Raw genomic sequence first — 15,291 nt, 5'->3', positions numbered from 1 at the left:
AACAGTTTGAAGCGCAAGTAGCGATGGATACTCCTAACCAGTTTGATACATCGGTAGCACCAAATGGTGGTGGAGAAATGAACTCAACTATGGGCGAGGGTGAACAACACTTGGCGTCAACGAGCTTTGAAGCGCCAGTATCTGGAGCCGAAGAGCAGCAAAGCACTGAGCTATCGGGTACGCAAGTAGCGATGGATACTCCTAACCAGTTTGACACATCGGTAGCACCTAACGATGGTGCAGAACATGACTCTATGATGCGAGAAAGTGGTACTCAACTAGCATCAACAGGATTTGACGCTCCAAACGATGGACATATGGACCCAAGTACGTCTGACGCAAACTTAGGAGACAACTCTAATAAGTTGGATATTGCGACAGCTTTAACTACTGGCGACAAGACAAATCTTGAAATGGACGCCGATGAAATTATCAATGGCGACAAGCTTGATACTGTAGTTGGCTTTGGAGGTTCAGTAGGAGAAATCGATGGTGACGTGAATTATGATCAAGACACAAAACTAACATAATGCCCATATTGATGACGTTTAATCGATATTTCTAATAACTAAACCCTATTGGTGTATACAAACTCCAATAGGGTTTTTTTAGGTTTCCGAATGAAGATATATTCCACAATCGCATTGATGATCATGTCGTTCGTTTCTGAAGCATATGAGGTTTCAGGGAGAAGTTTATTAATCATGGATGCGCAAACTACGGTTGGCTTAGAAGCTTTAGGTGTGGAAGCCGCTAAAGTTGATGCATTGGAACGAGTTGAGCAAACCATTTCCAAGGGAGACAAATATGGACTTGTGTATTCCTACCAGCCATCCATTCAGAAACTTATTGTCTTAGCTCAGGATAAAGTTGAATGCGATGTTGGCATTTGCTTAGAAACAACCATTAAATTGATAGTCGATAAACAAATTGCTAAGGCTATCACTCAAAGCCTTCATAACAGTGCTAGTGGCATGTCGCAACTTGAGTCAAAGCCCAAAGATGTACTAAGTGCGCAGCTAAACCAATTTACATTGATAGAGTCACGCCACTCTCGGTTACCAATTGAGTTCCGCGCAGAAGACGGAATCTATTCTCAGTGGTTAAGGCTCAGAGCAAAGGAACAAAAGGAGCTTGTTAAACGTATCAAGGTATCTACGATATTTAAGGATACGGGGTTCGTTCCACAAGAAGTTAAGCTGAATAAGGTGCCTGTGTTTGACTCAATAGGTGAGCCATCAACGTCTCAGTACATTGCCTATTCGTTTGTCCTACCTGGTTCTGAGAAGATGAATGATCTGGTAAAAGCCGTTCCATCTTTAATCTCTGATACTCGGTATGTGACTATGAAGATGAGTGTCCCAGAGCTGTCCATAGAGCAGGTCGAATTTAGGGCTAAGTACCATTGCATGTTATTCGCATCGGCAGATGATTACTTATCACATCAATCGCTGACAACAGCTCAGTTGTTTCACCGAGAGCCAGAAGTAGCAATCAACGTGTCAGGAAAGATAGTCCATATAGGTCGTGGGTACTATTACGAAAAAGGTTCCGAATCTGATTCAGTATTCAAGCGTTCAGGGATACCAACCTATTGTGAATTGCTTAATGGAGAATTGGTGTTTCCTAAAGATACAAAACAGGCAACTTTATTGGGGTCCCATGTGACGGTGTTTAGTACTGTTCGTATCCGGGAGGTAGCCACGGATTTCCATGGGGATGAAACTAATATTGATGATTGGCTTCTCGTTGATTCCAACTTTGATAAAGCATGGATAGAGTCACGTTATACAGATGAGATTAATACGATCCGACAAGGATGCATTGATGCGGTGTGTTCTTCACAGGTTATAACCCCTAAACAATTCATGTTGATGCTTAATGGCGAACCCCATGTTGCCTTCTCTAAAGTCGCAGCCGGAATGAGATACCCATTCAGAATTGAGCGCTATCAACCAACGTACCCTCTTGTTGTTCCATACGTGGGCTTACAGACCGCAGGGTATGGTACTGCTTTGAGTTCGTTAACAGTGGAGGAGTGATGTATGGGACGTATGTTTATTTTGTTGTTTCTAATGTCTAGCCTAGTGACTGCAAAGCCATTCGACGCAACTGTAGAGCGCGTAGTTCCGAGAGATCAAGTAACGCAGGCTCTGTTTCAGCAATTGAAAGATGAAGCTGCGTTTTTAGCTGTCTCTAAAGCGGATCTACGTGGTTATGTAAAGACGAGTCAAAGTTATAACGGAACTTATCTAGAGACATTGAAGGTTCTACTACCTCTAGTAGCCGATGTGGATGTAGTTAGTCAATCAGTGAATAACTGCACTGGTGCTGATTTTAAATGTGTATCACTGACAGTCAATGTGGATATAGACAGAAGAGAGTTCCAGTCTCAGCTTGAAATGATAAAGAATGATGAAGTTTTAAGAAGAAGTCTGGAGCAATATCATAGGGAGCCTGGTCATCCTCTTCGAAAGCGCATTACGATGTTGTCTTCTCAGATCGAGAGTTTGAGTAAACGTGGTGAACAGTCTGATTTGATTAATTCGCTAAAGCTGCAGCTTCATGAGAGCAAGTTGGTGGAACGTGATATTAAGTCAATGCGAATTGTGACTGAAATTGCACGGCATTATTCGGATTTCATTATCTTTACTCAAGTTGAAGGTATCGAGCGCATTTCTAGTAACAGAGTGAAGGTTACATTACGTTCACGAGGTAGCTCATATGGCAATCATGACTTTGATTCTCGTTTAGCTGCAATTATAGATAGTAACGGTTATGCAATGGACATGTACCACCGAGTGGTGCATCAAGGAAATGTTTCTTCTCGCATCAGTCTAGGAAATCACTTTGATGATGGCCACCAGCTAAAAGTGCGACAGCTTTGTATTGAACCGAACTCCTTTGAATTTCATTCACCGGTTCTACAGGCTTTATATGAAAGTGACACGAAACTTACACTTCCGCTTTATTCACAAAGTAGATTTGCACGAGTTGGTAGCTTCAAGGGTGAACCTGTACCAAAAGAAACAAAAGTGGATAGTTACTCTTACTGTATTTGGGACAAATTCGAATACCAATATTCAGTTGAATTGGCGGATAAAGAAATAGAACACTTTGCGATGTCGGCTAGTAGGTCAGCGGCCAGTCGTCTCACTATTGGCATAGAACCGGAACAATACGCTCAGATGTCGCCTAAGCAATGGCAAGCGTATATGGATATCAATGGCTTACTTGATGCTACCCACCAGAAAAAGCCTCGTAGGGTGTCACAGGGCGCAATGTTGCCAGCCTTTGGCAACGATTCAACGCGATACCGTGAGAATGTGATCATCGGTTGTAATGCGGATACCGGCGACTGTCTAGACCGAGCAATACAACACTTCTAAATACATTCCCACCAATTTGGGTACGGAACATATTCATTAGTAGCTTTTTTGTTGTATAACTAAAATATGCAACAACAGGAGATTACAATATGTCACGAAGAACTGAGCAACAAAGCCACGATGATTTTTGTAATAGAATGCAGAACAACCGACGCAAAAATTCTGGAGTAAGGAGACGTGGCGTATCTCATCGTCATTCATCCCCTGAAAGAGAAGAAGACAAACTGTTTGGAGGTCTTCCATATGTTCATTGGCTTTCAAATGAGATGGATCGAGACAAAGCCTTTGAAGGTGACGATGATTAATGACTGCTGCGCGTTGCATTCCCTTCAATGTGCTTCACAAGTAGGGAAAATATTATGCTGTTTGAAGCGATCTACATTCAACAGTTTTACTCTAAAGGTTAAAATGGAAACTTAATTATCCAGTCTCAATCTTCATTACCTCGACACCTCTTTACTCCTTCACACCTAATAAACATCCAAATATCTTTCATTATTTAACCATTTTATCGCGTTATTGCTCCATTCTTTCTTTACTACCTTCGGTGTAAATGAATGAAACGGAGATGCGTATGGATTCCGATCTAGTTAATGGATATTTGAAAGAGCATCTATTCCCAAAGATGACCCAAGAAACAATCGATCAAGCCTTTGGTCACTTGGTCCCCAGATTAGGTGCTGGTGAAATGGTCGAGTTGTTATGCCCTTCCTGTGGAAACAAGGGGACCCACTTTTTAGGCACTGGCAGTTTCAACTGTGAGTCTTGTGGACCTACTTCGATTATCGACGCCTATTCAAACGACCACTCAGTAACACCACATCGCGCCATTATAGAATTATGTCGCCTAGCCGGTTTGAATATACCTGCTGACATTTACCGTGAACTCACACCTGAAGATATCAAATTCACGGATATCGTTATGGACATCGCGAGAATGAGAGTCTTGCCAAAAGAAGTGGAAGAGTGGGGGCTTTCAGTGGATGAACGCAATGTGCCTGACCATCTATCCTGTATTCCAGACGCTGAACAATTTATCGAATATGTGAACGCTGTTAACGGTTGGGTTCCCAATGCCGTTATTGATGCCATCACTGAGTTTCAAGGCGAACCCATCTTATTGTTCGTTAACAAAGGTCGCTTAGTGTTCATTAAACTCAATGGATACAGCTCCGCGAGATCACCATTCATCCGGTCTTACACAAAAGGCACTAACAAAACCAAGCGAGTGTTTGTCTCAGATGATCCACTGTTTATAGATATGTGTTGGTCTAAGGGCCTATCTGCATATTTTATCAATCCAAATTTTATGACCCCGAGAGCGATTGAGTTTCTGAGTGATGAATTCAAATCGAAATCGGTGGTTGCAGTGTGGACCAAAACCAAAAGCCAAGATTACGTATTTAGCCGAGATCAAAAAGTACATCGTTACGATTGGTTTAGTCGTAAGGTTCCAGGTTCTTATCAACGTATTGCGGAGTTAATTCAATGACTATTTTTAATGCAAAATATCAAGCGACGGTGCCTGTTTTAAATTTCGTAAGAGGCTGGGTCATTGTCCTTATTGGGTTTATGTTTTACACCTCACTGGTCAGCTCATCCCATAGTTACCACGCACCGGTGCAAGAAGTGATATCTCTTTGCCTACTTGCCGTCTGCCTGTCTTGGACTGAATTTGTAGAAATCAAAGAGGACACGGTTGAAACTTACTATCGCCATTCGCTACTCACCTTCATAAAAACACCAAGGTTCGTATATGAGATCCAAAGCGATTGGTCTTTAGAAGCTAGGCCCAGTTCATTTGGGTATACAATATGGACAGCCAAGAGCGATAACGCTTTAATTCAGATATTTCATACTGGCCATGTGTCTAATTGCTATAGCAAGAACTAAACTTTTCGTAAATTGTTGTATATAGCAAGTATGTTTGACCATTAGAGATTAAATGTATGAATTCGAAATTTGCTTTTTTTTTGGTAGCCTCAATGTCTTTCACTGTCTCTGTGTCAGTTGTCGCGTCTGAATCAGTGCAAGAAGGCGAGGGCAGTTTGAACCAACAATCCCTGAGCCAATTGGTAGAACAGCACGGGGACAAGACTATCGGTGGTTATGAACGGATGAATGAAGATGGCAACATTGAACAGTCTATTTATTCGGTGTCTGTACTCTTGGTCGATGGGGCGGTGAAGGCTGATCTTCAAGATAGTGAGCCAGTTAACTAAACGTTTTTGAAAGCACCCACCAGTTCGGTCATCAGTTACTTTTTCCTTTTCTTGCCTTAGTGGTGGGTTACAGTTTAGTCAGCATACCAAAGTCGTAGGCAAATAAATCTACTGTCGCCAGTGTCAATTTTAGTCTCATAAATAGATTCAATACTGACAATAGAAACTGCTTGTTCAACTAACCAGTTATTCAATCGCTCATGTGCGACATCCACAAGAAGTTAGTTAGCTGACGTTCTCGTGTTCATACCACATCCTAAAACATTAAATTTGATACGTTTTATCATCATTTTCCCTCTACGTTAGCCGTACCAAGACGCGTTGGTAATCAAGTTAGTCATTTGTTCTACTTCATTAGCGGATAGCGTTAATCTTGCGTCACCATGAGCCAATACAAAACGACCACTGACATTGACCAATCCACCTTTGGAACTTCCATTAGGCATCGTGTGTTAATGGTTGAAATTAGTATAATGTTGTTCGAAGTCATTGGAAGACAAGGGCTTTGAAAATAAAAAGCCCTGAAAACTCTCTATACCTGAAGATTGGTATAGTTGTAGTGCTTCTGGTGTCTCTATCCCTTCTAGAGTGGTGTTCAACCCCAGCTGCTTAGACAGGATGACAAAGTTTTCTAGCACTTTAATGCTTATCTCCTGCGATCTTGTATCATTGACTTTAAAGGTAATGAGGCTTCTGTCGAACTTGATTGTGTCGAACTTGATGGTCGTCAACATAGTCATACTATTGTGACCTGCAGTAAAGTCATCCAGAGCTAAATCGGCTCCCGACTGTTTCAGGAGCTCGATATTTCTGAGCATCATGTCATTGGTTTCAATTTTTGTTTGTTCTGTAATCTCTATTTCTATTGATATCCTTTCATTGACCACTGTACTCAAAGCATTGGCAATTTTTTTGATTGAATCAGTACACTGTAGAGTGTCGGCGGCAACATTAAACGATAAAGTGAAATCGTCAGTGATTTTATTTGTTATCAGCCAAACCTTTAATTGTTCGATGGCTTGTACAGCGATTTCGGTGTCTATTTCTGAAATTAAGCCTTCTTTGATCGAGAAGGGGATGAATTCTGCAGGTGGGATAACACAACCTTGGCATTCCCAACGTGCCAGTGCTTCACAGCCCGTTATCTTTCCACTTGTTTGTGAAACTCTACTTTGAAAATACGGTTTGATGTCACCATTATCTAAAGCAGTGTTAATACGCAGTACTTGGTTATTTCTCTCGCGAATCGTGATTACTTTTTGCATTTGAGTTAGAACGAGTCGATTGCCAAAGATGATCCCAATGATAAACCCACTGCACGCCATAATGACGCTTACTTCTTGAAAGATAGAAAGCTCTACTTTACCTTTTCCAATCAAGAGCCCAGCTAGACAAGCGGTAGCTAGTAAAGGCATACACAGAGATATCGCAAGTACGTTCCTTTCCTTCTCATATTCATTTTGTATTGAGTTAGTCATAGCTACTTATCTCGATTAGGTTCATTTCATGTCCCAATCAATTGAACTCTAATATTAATGATAAGTGTGCAAATAAGGCCCTTAAATTCATACATAGATTGTACAAATATCGGTTTTAAGCCTCTGAGCTCTATAGGGTAGTTAGATATCCACAAAATTTGTTAGTTGCTGGTGGATAAATACACAAAGTTGATTTGAGTGAATGGTTTAAAGTCTGCAGGGTTCAAGCATCGGATGTATAGAATCTTTTGAACGACTTAATAGAGTAGAGCAACTTACTGTAGAAATGAAAAAGTCGCTGTTAGGCGACTTTCACTCTGCCACATTTTCATGTGGATTCGTCAATACGTTGTCATGGCGCATTATATTGCCACAAACTCATCTTAGGTGGGACGAGCTGCATTGTTGTCAAATAGACAATCGATTTTCGCCGCTTGACTGATCCTTCGTCATGAATCTCTGATCCTCACTACTTATAAAGAGTAGGGTTAACGGACAGTTTCAAGTTAGTGATTGTTGAATCAATCTTCTCAGCCCAAGCAAGAATTTGTTGCTTATCGAACTTTAAACGCGTCAGTACCATACTGTTTGGGGCTTCAATAGCTATGCTGCCCCCGTTGACGTTCGCAACACGCAGTTGATGGCCATAGTGGGGAAATTGCTCATGAAACTTCTGATTGATTTCTGCAATGTCTTGGAGATTGTCTTTGATTGCCGAAAATTTAGTGTCCTGGAACACATCACACAAGCTTGTTGTCGCTCTCATAATTCTCTCCAGTTAGATGAGTACACATATGGTTGTACACCATCTAATAGAAAAATGAGTGTCGAATGAATATGACCTAATTGTTACCCAATTGAAGGTTTTTGGCCTCAAGTTCTTTGATGATGGTCTGGTTATTCGCTAGTTCTTCTTTTTGACTTTCGTTTTGCTGAGTAAGACGCTTAACATCATCCTCTAGGCGGCTACTGAAGGCACCTTGTCTTTCGATGGTACTAATGTTTTGACTGTTAGACATACGTAGCTCAGTAAACTGATCTGATAGAGAGGTTAGTCGTTCTGATGCAGTACCAAACCTTATCGTTGCTTGCTCTAACTCGCTGGCTAGGCGTGCGTTTTCAGATTTTGTTGTAATGTATTCCGCTTCAACTTCTGCTAGGTCAGTGCTGAATTTGTTTCGACTCTCACGTAATTCTTTGATCAGTTGAATATCGCCCTGAGCCTGAGTTTCGAACCTGATGATTTCTCCGGATTTCTGAGTCACAGTGTCACTTAGTTCGGATATCTTGTTTCGACATTCATTGAGCTGAGTTTCTAAGTTGCCTATTAGTGTCTCTTGGTTTTCGAGTTTGACCTCAGTCTTGGCCACTTGGCTTTGAGCCTTATCAAGATCGATTTTTTGATTATTCAACTTGTCCTGCAAGCCACCAATCTCATCCGTCAGCCGTTGTTCAATACCTTCACAGTTCTTTTGGCTTTGCGCAAGTTCGGTTGTAAGCTTGGTTATCTCTTTGTCTTTCAATGAAATTGTAGTGTTTGATTCTTCAAGCTTAACACCGGCTAACTCCAGCTCACCCTCCGTCTTCAAAAGGAGTTCATTGGCCAGATCTGCTTCATCTTTATACATGAGAACTTCGGCATTGTGCTCTGCATCTTTAGCGGCGCTTAATCGAGTGATTTCAGTTGAAAACAATTCAACAAATTCATCGCTAAAGCCTCGTTCTCTGAAGAGGTCCATTCGTTTGTTCTTAGCTTGAGTGTTCCATTCACGGACATCCACGTTAATCGTGGAGGTAGATTTAACGTCCGGCATCATTGATAAGACATTGCGAACACTGGTTTTCTCGCCTTTAACGAAGAGCGAATCACAAATTTCAAAAACACGTTGGCGTCGTTGTAGTTGATCTGCGGTAAGGTCTTTCTGTGTGCTGATGTCGCTCATTAGATGGTACTCAAGTTCAGATTTCGATGTCATTCATTATAATCGAACATTGGTCGAACGTCTAGAACGAACGAACACCTGTTCGATGTTCGATAATTGTCGTGTGAAGCGAAGCACAGTAAAAATGTACCGTTCATTTACTGGATGCGTTGTTGTTAGAATTTTAGCCCCTCTACCCTCCAATAAAAGTGACACTGTAATTAACTCAGATAAATTGAATATCAGGATAATCACGCGTAGATTTAAAGCCATAAATTGCACATTTTCTAGATCTCAGATAATTACAATTATATGTGATCTAGAAAAAATGCATGGAATTGGTTAGACTGTAACGAACTACGAAAGCATAAGTTGGAAATGATATGGTCGGCACTGAAATCTCACTTCATACGGACTTTTCCCGTTTAAGGCCAGAACATGTTCACCAGGCAATCATGCTCGCACGAAAGCACGGTACATCGAACGAACAGTACCAAAAAATTCAAGATGCTATTAACCATCTTTTGCGAGAGTTCAATAAACGTGAAGAGCGTTATGCTAAGAACTCACTTTCTCAACTCTATAGCAACTGGTCACGATTTGAGAAATGGTGTCACGAGCATGAACATCACCCATTGCCAGCAGCCGCAGAAACCATCGAATTATTCTTTGAAGATAAGGTCGACGACTTACACCGTAACTCAAATCGATCTTATGCGTGGGCCATTTCAAAAATTCATCGTATCTCGGGTTGTCCGGATCCATTTCTTGATGAAATCGTGCGTGACAAGATGGCCGGTATCTTTCGAAGAAAAGTTGAGGCGGGTGAACGAATTGTACAGGCTTCAGCGTTTCGAGAGAAACACTTAGATAAGATAACCGAATTGTGGCGTCATTCCCCTAGCCTACGGTATCGTCGTGATCTGGCTTTGCTGACTGTTGCTTATGAAACCCTACTTCGTGCGTCGGAAATCGCAAACATCCGTTTTGGTCACTTAGAGTACCCAGGTGACGGAACGGCTTTGCTGACTATCCCTATCACGAAATCTAATCATAGTGGCGAACCAGATACAGTGGTGTTTAGTCCAGAAGCTGTTGATATTATTCATGAATACGTAGAATTAGCAGGGCTTGATGACACAGATGAACAAGCTTTCTTGTTCGTCGGTGTGAGCCGACACAACACGCCATATAGACCAAAGTTAATCGACCCAGCCCACCCTGAAAGCGGCAAAAAACATAAGAAAATGACGTCATGGACTATCGAGCAGATCTTCAATAAAGCATGGGAAGCGCTTAATTTGGGCAAGGTTGGTATTGCCACTTTTACTGGCCACAGTGCAAGAGTTGGCGCGTGTCAGGATTTATTGACCGATGGATACACCATCTTGCAAGTACAGCAAGCTGGACGTTGGTCCACACCGGCTATGGTGATGAGGTACGGTCGCGGAATATTGGCAAAAGATGGTGCAATGGCACAGAAACGCGCATCTAGAGGACGAAAATAACCAGTCTTTTGAAACCCCGCAGCTGACAGCTGCGGGGTTTCATTATCCGCCGAGTCGGTTGAATTTCTCTATATTGATTTTAGCTTGGGGCATTTGCATTTTATGCCTCAAATTGAAACTACTGAATAAGCTGGCTATATCTCTTTAGTTGTCGTTAGGGTATACAGAAACTGGCTCACACTCATTCCATACGGCTTGATCAGGTTTCGTATAAATCTCCGTTGTTTTTGAATTGCTATGAGCCATCCTCTTTGTGGCACTTAAGCCTTTCTCTTCAATCATTCGTGCCGCTAAGGAACGAATCTCATGGTACGTCGGTCTTTGGTTACTTGGTAAGTGCGATTTGACACCAACTTTGTCACGTATCTTGCTGAACTGCTTGCTTAGGTAATGACTTTGGACTTGGTAGATATGGTCACAATCTTTAGCAACGCCTCTTTGTCTTTGTATTGGTTTCATGTGGACGATGTAAGGGCAGCGTATACGGTCTGTATAACTCATCTGCACAATGTCAAAGATAGACTGTGTGACAGGGATTTTTACTCTGGATGCCTCTGAATTTGAGACTTTTTGCCTATGTATATACAAGTAACCATAAATTTTTACGCCATCAACCATTACAGGTTGCTTATCCTCATTCCAGACAATTCCGCAATGGTTATCTCTTGGTGAACGTAGGTTGTATTTGATACGACATATTTCATTGATCGCATGCGTCGTCTCTAACGTCAATGCCATTGCCACCTTAAGAAAGAGTGGTGCGCTTTGATAAATCAATTCAAACTCTTCTAGTGTTAGTCTTTGACGCTTTTTAACCTGTTCTTTTTTAGTGACCCGGAGACGTTTTTTATTGCGCATGAAGTTATCAGGTATATACGATTGATCTGCTAAATAACTGAACGCTTTATTGATCAAACTGAGGTTGTTGTTGTAGCACTGAGCTGAAAATTTAGCGTAATGAGTATTTAAGAAGACATTCAGCATTTGCAAGTCTAATTCATGGGTAAGTGTCGTTCCTAAATCAGCACAGAGCTTCTTCATTAGTAATTGGTACTTCTCCATCGTACCTTTTGAAAGCTCTTCTCGTTTGATTAGCGGAAAGATTTTCTTCAGTGCTTTTTCTAAAGGAATATTGAAGTCGTTTAAAGAAGTGTGTCGTGGCTTATCTGGGACGCTATCGAGAGTCGGTAATGAAGCTTGGTGTGCTTTCTCTATGAGCTGTTCCATAGACCGGTACTTGATATTGTAGTTAACCGCTTCATTGATCGCGTGAAGTTTCTTCGTGCCTACAGGGAAAGAGTAGAATTTCCCTGACGCAAGCTTTAGGCGGTAACGTACCTTGCCATCTTTGTGTTGATATCGATAAAGATAAGGCGGTAAATCTTTGTGTTTATCAGTTCGTTTTGTACCCATATTTATATTACGAAGGTGAGCTTATAACCGTCGTTCCTTTTAGTTACGTTCGATTGTTACATACTGGATTACGTTATGCATCGCCAAATAAGTCAGGGAATATTATGGCCTATGGCAATCGTCGCATTCAAATTCACCACCCGCAGGATTGCCACAAAAACCATCTTGTACTTCTCCGCAGTGAGGGCAATATAGAGCGACATTCATTGTGTGCAATTCTGTCACTGTCTTCATATTATCTTCCTAAGATTAACTGTGAGTTTGTTATACATCCCAAGACTCCCAATTTAGCTTCGTATCGAGTTTCAATATTTAGACGACGCTAGAGCAGACTGAAGAACTCAAAGGTGCTCTTCTCGATCTTTACGTTTTTGTTTGTAGGCAATTGTCGCCACTGCCGCAACGAAACCGAAGGTGAGTAAGGTTTCAACGAGGCCGAAAAGTTGCCCGTTAAAGCCAGTAACTATCATTACATGCGACCCAATGGTTAGGATGCTTAACCTGAGCAACGCTTTATCAACAGGTCCCATGTAGTCAGTGAGATCGTACTTGAGTTTGCGCATTATTGGCGACTCTCCTTAACTGCTCACGGATATAGCCTTCTTGCCACTCGATATGGCAATCAGGGTTAAACTTCTCCCCTTTTCTACTTGCCATGACTCCGGCTTTGAATTCAGTCGTGTGGTTTGTGTTAACGGTGATAGTCGGTTCGCACATCTCGCAAGCTACTGCCGACAACAAATGAGTAAACATGCCTGAGTCATGTCGCTTCTCAGTGATCTCTAAGATTCTGACCAGGGCATGTAACTCGTTACAATTGAATTTGGCCATCGTTAATCGTATGACAGGGGACCATTTCTCATATTTTTCAATGAACCCCTGCTCTCCTGAAAGAAATATTTGTTGTTCACGACATTGGTAAAGCCGTTGAGCTGTAGAAACGATTTTTATTGAAGTCATATCTTTGCCTTTAACGGGAAGGTTTGAACTGCAATTCTGTTTCGTCTGACTGGTGCTTAGGTACTGTGACCTTAGATTGGAAATACTTGCCTCGCGGCAGCTGATTACCCACAGGAACGTGCGCAATCCAGTCATCGAATGCTGGTTTAGAATTCGAGGGGAGTCGTTGCCTTATAAACGGGTCTTTTAGCGTGTCTGCCATTCTTGCTCTCTACTTTGTTAAGTACTACTGAGTTCAGTATCCAACAACCCGATACAGGCATGTTCAAATAAAGAGCTTGAATTGGAGAATAGATTGCGTATCACAAACGCGGTGGGTAGAAATTAGCAGGCGATTCTAGGTAAGTCGCTCCATTTAGTGGTGTATTGCGGAGACAGCATTTCGCGGCGCATACCCCAAGACTGTCTTGTAGGTGTTCCTTGCGCAGCCAGAAAGATAGTGTCCATTCCATACTTTGCGTTTATCTGATCAAACGAAGCCATTAACTTTGCATTATTGGGTTGTGGGTTAAATAGGTCAGCTTGCTCATGTCTTCCGTCAACGAGGTCAATCAGCCCAACACCGACTTTGTAGTACTGAACACCTTCTTTGTAGAGTGTTTTGGCCAGAGCACAGGCCGCACTGGTTAAGGTATCCACATCAGCTGTCGCGTACTCAAATTTGTGAATCGCTTTGAAACTAACCGGCTTTTCGTCAAAAGGTGAATTTCCTGCAAAGCAAACCAACATTTTACAAAGTGACTGTTGAGCACGGATCTTTCGCGAGGCAATGCCCACATGCAGACTGATAGCTTGTCTAAGCTCATCGAATTCCGTTATGCGCTTACCCAGACTGCGGGTAGAAAAAACTTGTTGTTTGTCTGCTCTTGCTATGTCGAATGGAATACACTTTTCACCATTCAGTTCTCGTATTGTGCGCTCTACACCGACATCGAATTCTTTTCTCGCCTTCGATGGTGACAAATTCGCTAATTGCGCTGCAGTAGTAATACCCATGAACTGAAGTGACTTTGTACGTTTCCGGCCAATTCCCCATACAGAGCCCACGTCGATAGCCTTGAGAATTTGTTGGGTTTCTTTCACTGAATCCAAAACACATACCCCCTGATAACCAGGTAGTTTTTTCGCTGCATGATTCGCCAATTTTGAAAGGGTGAGCGTCGGGCCGGTTCCCACACAGACCGGGATCCGACACTCTTTCCATATTGCCTTTCTAATTGCTGCGCCATGCTCTCGTAAACAAGGGATGTTTACGCACTTCTCCAGATTTAGGAAGCTTTCATCGATAGAATAGATCAGTTGTTCAGGTCCAAAACGAGCAATCACTTGCATCATGCGGAAGCTCAAACTAGAGTACAATTCGTAATTCGATGAGAAGACTGTAACGCCATGCTGCTCACATAATGCCTTGATTTTAAAGTAAGGTTCGAATTTAGGAATGTTCAAGGCTTTCGCTTGATTATTTACCGCTACGGCACAACCGTCGTTGTTACTAACGGTGATCACTGGCTTACCGCGTAAATCGGGTCTGAATACCTGATGGCAAGAATTGTAGAAAGAATTTCCGTCTATCAAAGAATACATAGTTAACCCGAAAACATTGTTGATACGCGATGTAATCTAATGGAACTCGACACCACTCCTTCTATTGAGAAGCAATCGTGGTCATCAATTTTGACCGGTTTCATAGAATCATTTGCACTGAGTAAGCGACGACCTTTGATATCTAAAATTTTACAAACCAGTTCACCGTTTAAATTTCCGATGATAGTGTCGTGTTCCTTTGCAGTAAGAGCTCGGTCAACAATCAGTACATCACCTGAAAATATTCCTACCCCTTGCATGCTGTCTCCCTGCGCCAGAGCTAAAAAAGTCGATGATGGGTGTTCCACCAGCAACTCATCGAGACTCAACTCCAGCTGTTTATATTCAGCAGCTGGGGACTCGAAACCAACCACACCTGCACTCACCGGATAAGTTAAAATATTCATAATTCACACTGTTCATTTATACAGTATGATTCTAGCCTTGAATTTAGATAAAAGGCAAGTGAATGTCTTTCAAAGATTCCGAGTCTACTGAACTTGGGGTGTGATGTAGGTTGAGACGGCGTTGCTTTGAGATGAAGAGCCCGATATACGATAACATAATGTGCTATCGTATAAATTCTTGTTTAGACCAATATATCTATGATCTCAATATTTGGGTTTTAGACAAATAATGTTAAGTTATTGCAATAATTGATAAATTTTAAAGGTGTTACCATGCCATTAGTTAGGTTTGCAGTTTTAGTCGTTATATTATGTTTCGCTTGGTTGGCTCTAGTTCATATTTTCAATGACTATGGTGTCGGGGTTGGTCTGATCTGTTTGGGCTTGTTTATGTTTCTCGGAAGGAAG

18 protein-coding genes are annotated in these 15,291 nt (G+C 41.8%); 7 read left to right on the top strand and 11 right to left on the bottom strand.

Features of this window, described 5'->3' with window-relative positions:
- The 6 genes from AB4507_RS16925 to AB4507_RS16900 all read left to right on the top strand — a co-directional run.
- The coding region (locus tag AB4507_RS16925; RefSeq protein WP_372182999.1) for a hypothetical protein at nucleotides 1-530 on the top strand (530 nt) is incomplete at its 5' end.
- Nucleotides 531-620: 90 nt separating this feature from the next.
- Nucleotides 621-2,042, top strand: a complete 1,422-nt coding sequence (locus AB4507_RS16920; RefSeq protein ID WP_136987184.1) for a hypothetical protein — start codon at nucleotides 621-623, stop codon at nucleotides 2,040-2,042.
- Between the two features lie 3 nt (nucleotides 2,043-2,045).
- Nucleotides 2,046-3,389 carry a hypothetical protein gene (locus AB4507_RS16915; RefSeq protein ID WP_136987185.1) on the top strand — a complete coding sequence of 448 codons (1,344 nt, stop codon included), beginning with the start codon at nucleotides 2,046-2,048 and terminating at the stop codon, nucleotides 3,387-3,389.
- Nucleotides 3,390-3,478: 89 nt separating this feature from the next.
- Nucleotides 3,479-3,694, top strand: coding sequence for a hypothetical protein (locus AB4507_RS16910; protein ID WP_081231368.1), 216 nt, complete (start codon nucleotides 3,479-3,481; stop codon nucleotides 3,692-3,694).
- Nucleotides 3,695-3,963: 269 nt separating this feature from the next.
- Nucleotides 3,964-4,881: a hypothetical protein gene (locus AB4507_RS16905; RefSeq protein WP_136987186.1), complete on the top strand. Its 918-nt coding sequence runs from the start codon at nucleotides 3,964-3,966 to the stop codon at nucleotides 4,879-4,881.
- Between the two features lie 493 nt (nucleotides 4,882-5,374).
- Entirely contained in the window at nucleotides 5,375-5,611 is a 237-nt protein-coding gene (locus AB4507_RS16900; RefSeq protein WP_136987187.1) for a hypothetical protein, read from the top strand.
- Between the two features lie 302 nt (nucleotides 5,612-5,913).
- Here AB4507_RS16900 and AB4507_RS16895 read toward each other — a convergent pair whose 3' ends face one another.
- The 4 genes from AB4507_RS16895 to AB4507_RS16880 all read right to left on the bottom strand — a co-directional run bounded on the left by AB4507_RS16895 (nucleotide 5,914) and on the right by AB4507_RS16880 (nucleotide 9,065).
- Complete coding sequence (locus tag AB4507_RS16895; RefSeq protein WP_154723897.1) at nucleotides 5,914-6,057, bottom strand: hypothetical protein; 144 nt, start codon at nucleotides 6,055-6,057, stop codon at nucleotides 5,914-5,916.
- Nucleotides 6,058-6,063: 6 nt separating this feature from the next.
- Nucleotides 6,064-7,089 carry an EAL domain-containing protein gene (locus tag AB4507_RS16890; RefSeq protein WP_136987188.1) on the bottom strand — a complete coding sequence of 342 codons (1,026 nt, stop codon included), beginning with the start codon at nucleotides 7,087-7,089 and terminating at the stop codon, nucleotides 6,064-6,066.
- A gap of 469 nt (nucleotides 7,090-7,558) precedes the next feature.
- On the bottom strand, nucleotides 7,559-7,855 hold the full coding sequence (locus AB4507_RS16885; RefSeq protein ID WP_136987189.1) for a hypothetical protein: 297 nt from the start codon (nucleotides 7,853-7,855) through the stop codon (nucleotides 7,559-7,561).
- 76 nt (nucleotides 7,856-7,931) lie between these two features.
- Nucleotides 7,932-9,065 (bottom strand): hypothetical protein, encoded by a 1,134-nt coding sequence (locus tag AB4507_RS16880; protein WP_136987190.1) that lies wholly within the window; start codon nucleotides 9,063-9,065, stop codon nucleotides 7,932-7,934.
- Between the two features lie 329 nt (nucleotides 9,066-9,394).
- On the opposite strand from AB4507_RS16880, the gene AB4507_RS16875 reads away from it, so the two are divergent.
- Complete coding sequence (locus tag AB4507_RS16875; protein WP_102367749.1) at nucleotides 9,395-10,519, top strand: tyrosine-type recombinase/integrase; 1,125 nt, start codon at nucleotides 9,395-9,397, stop codon at nucleotides 10,517-10,519.
- 144 nt (nucleotides 10,520-10,663) lie between these two features.
- Here the strand turns inward: AB4507_RS16875 and AB4507_RS16870 are convergent, their stop codons facing one another.
- The 7 genes from AB4507_RS16870 to AB4507_RS16840 form a co-directional block, all read right to left on the bottom strand.
- Entirely contained in the window at nucleotides 10,664-11,932 is a 1,269-nt protein-coding gene (locus AB4507_RS16870) for a phage integrase Arm DNA-binding domain-containing protein (protein ID WP_372182998.1), read from the bottom strand.
- A gap of 102 nt (nucleotides 11,933-12,034) precedes the next feature.
- Nucleotides 12,035-12,166: a hypothetical protein gene (locus tag AB4507_RS16865; protein WP_372182997.1), complete on the bottom strand. Its 132-nt coding sequence runs from the start codon at nucleotides 12,164-12,166 to the stop codon at nucleotides 12,035-12,037.
- 107 nt (nucleotides 12,167-12,273) lie between these two features.
- Nucleotides 12,274-12,495, bottom strand: a complete 222-nt coding sequence (locus AB4507_RS16860) for a hypothetical protein (RefSeq protein ID WP_372182996.1) — start codon at nucleotides 12,493-12,495, stop codon at nucleotides 12,274-12,276.
- A complete protein-coding gene (locus tag AB4507_RS16855) occupies nucleotides 12,467-12,763 on the bottom strand; it encodes a hypothetical protein (protein WP_133152402.1) in 297 nt (98 codons plus the stop codon). Before AB4507_RS16855 ends, AB4507_RS16860 begins: the two co-directional genes overlap by 29 nt.
- A 139-nt stretch (nucleotides 12,764-12,902) precedes the next feature.
- The gene (locus tag AB4507_RS16850) at nucleotides 12,903-13,094 is read right to left on the bottom strand and encodes a hypothetical protein (protein ID WP_081231411.1); all 192 of its coding nucleotides are present in this window, start codon (nucleotides 13,092-13,094) and stop codon (nucleotides 12,903-12,905) included.
- 122 nt (nucleotides 13,095-13,216) lie between these two features.
- Nucleotides 13,217-14,476, bottom strand: a complete 1,260-nt coding sequence (locus tag AB4507_RS16845; RefSeq protein ID WP_372182995.1) for a Y-family DNA polymerase — start codon at nucleotides 14,474-14,476, stop codon at nucleotides 13,217-13,219.
- A gap of 2 nt (nucleotides 14,477-14,478) precedes the next feature.
- A complete protein-coding gene (locus AB4507_RS16840) occupies nucleotides 14,479-14,883 on the bottom strand; it encodes a LexA family transcriptional regulator (RefSeq protein WP_372134432.1) in 405 nt (134 codons plus the stop codon).
- Nucleotides 14,884-15,291 lie beyond the last annotated feature (408 nt).

This window comes from Vibrio sp. 10N.222.54.A3 (genome assembly GCF_041474095.1).
GTDB classification, from domain to species: Bacteria; Pseudomonadota; Gammaproteobacteria; order Enterobacterales; family Vibrionaceae; genus Vibrio; species Vibrio crassostreae_C.
Note: the sequence above shows the minus strand (reverse complement) of the source record. Positions and strands in the feature narration are given on the sequence as shown.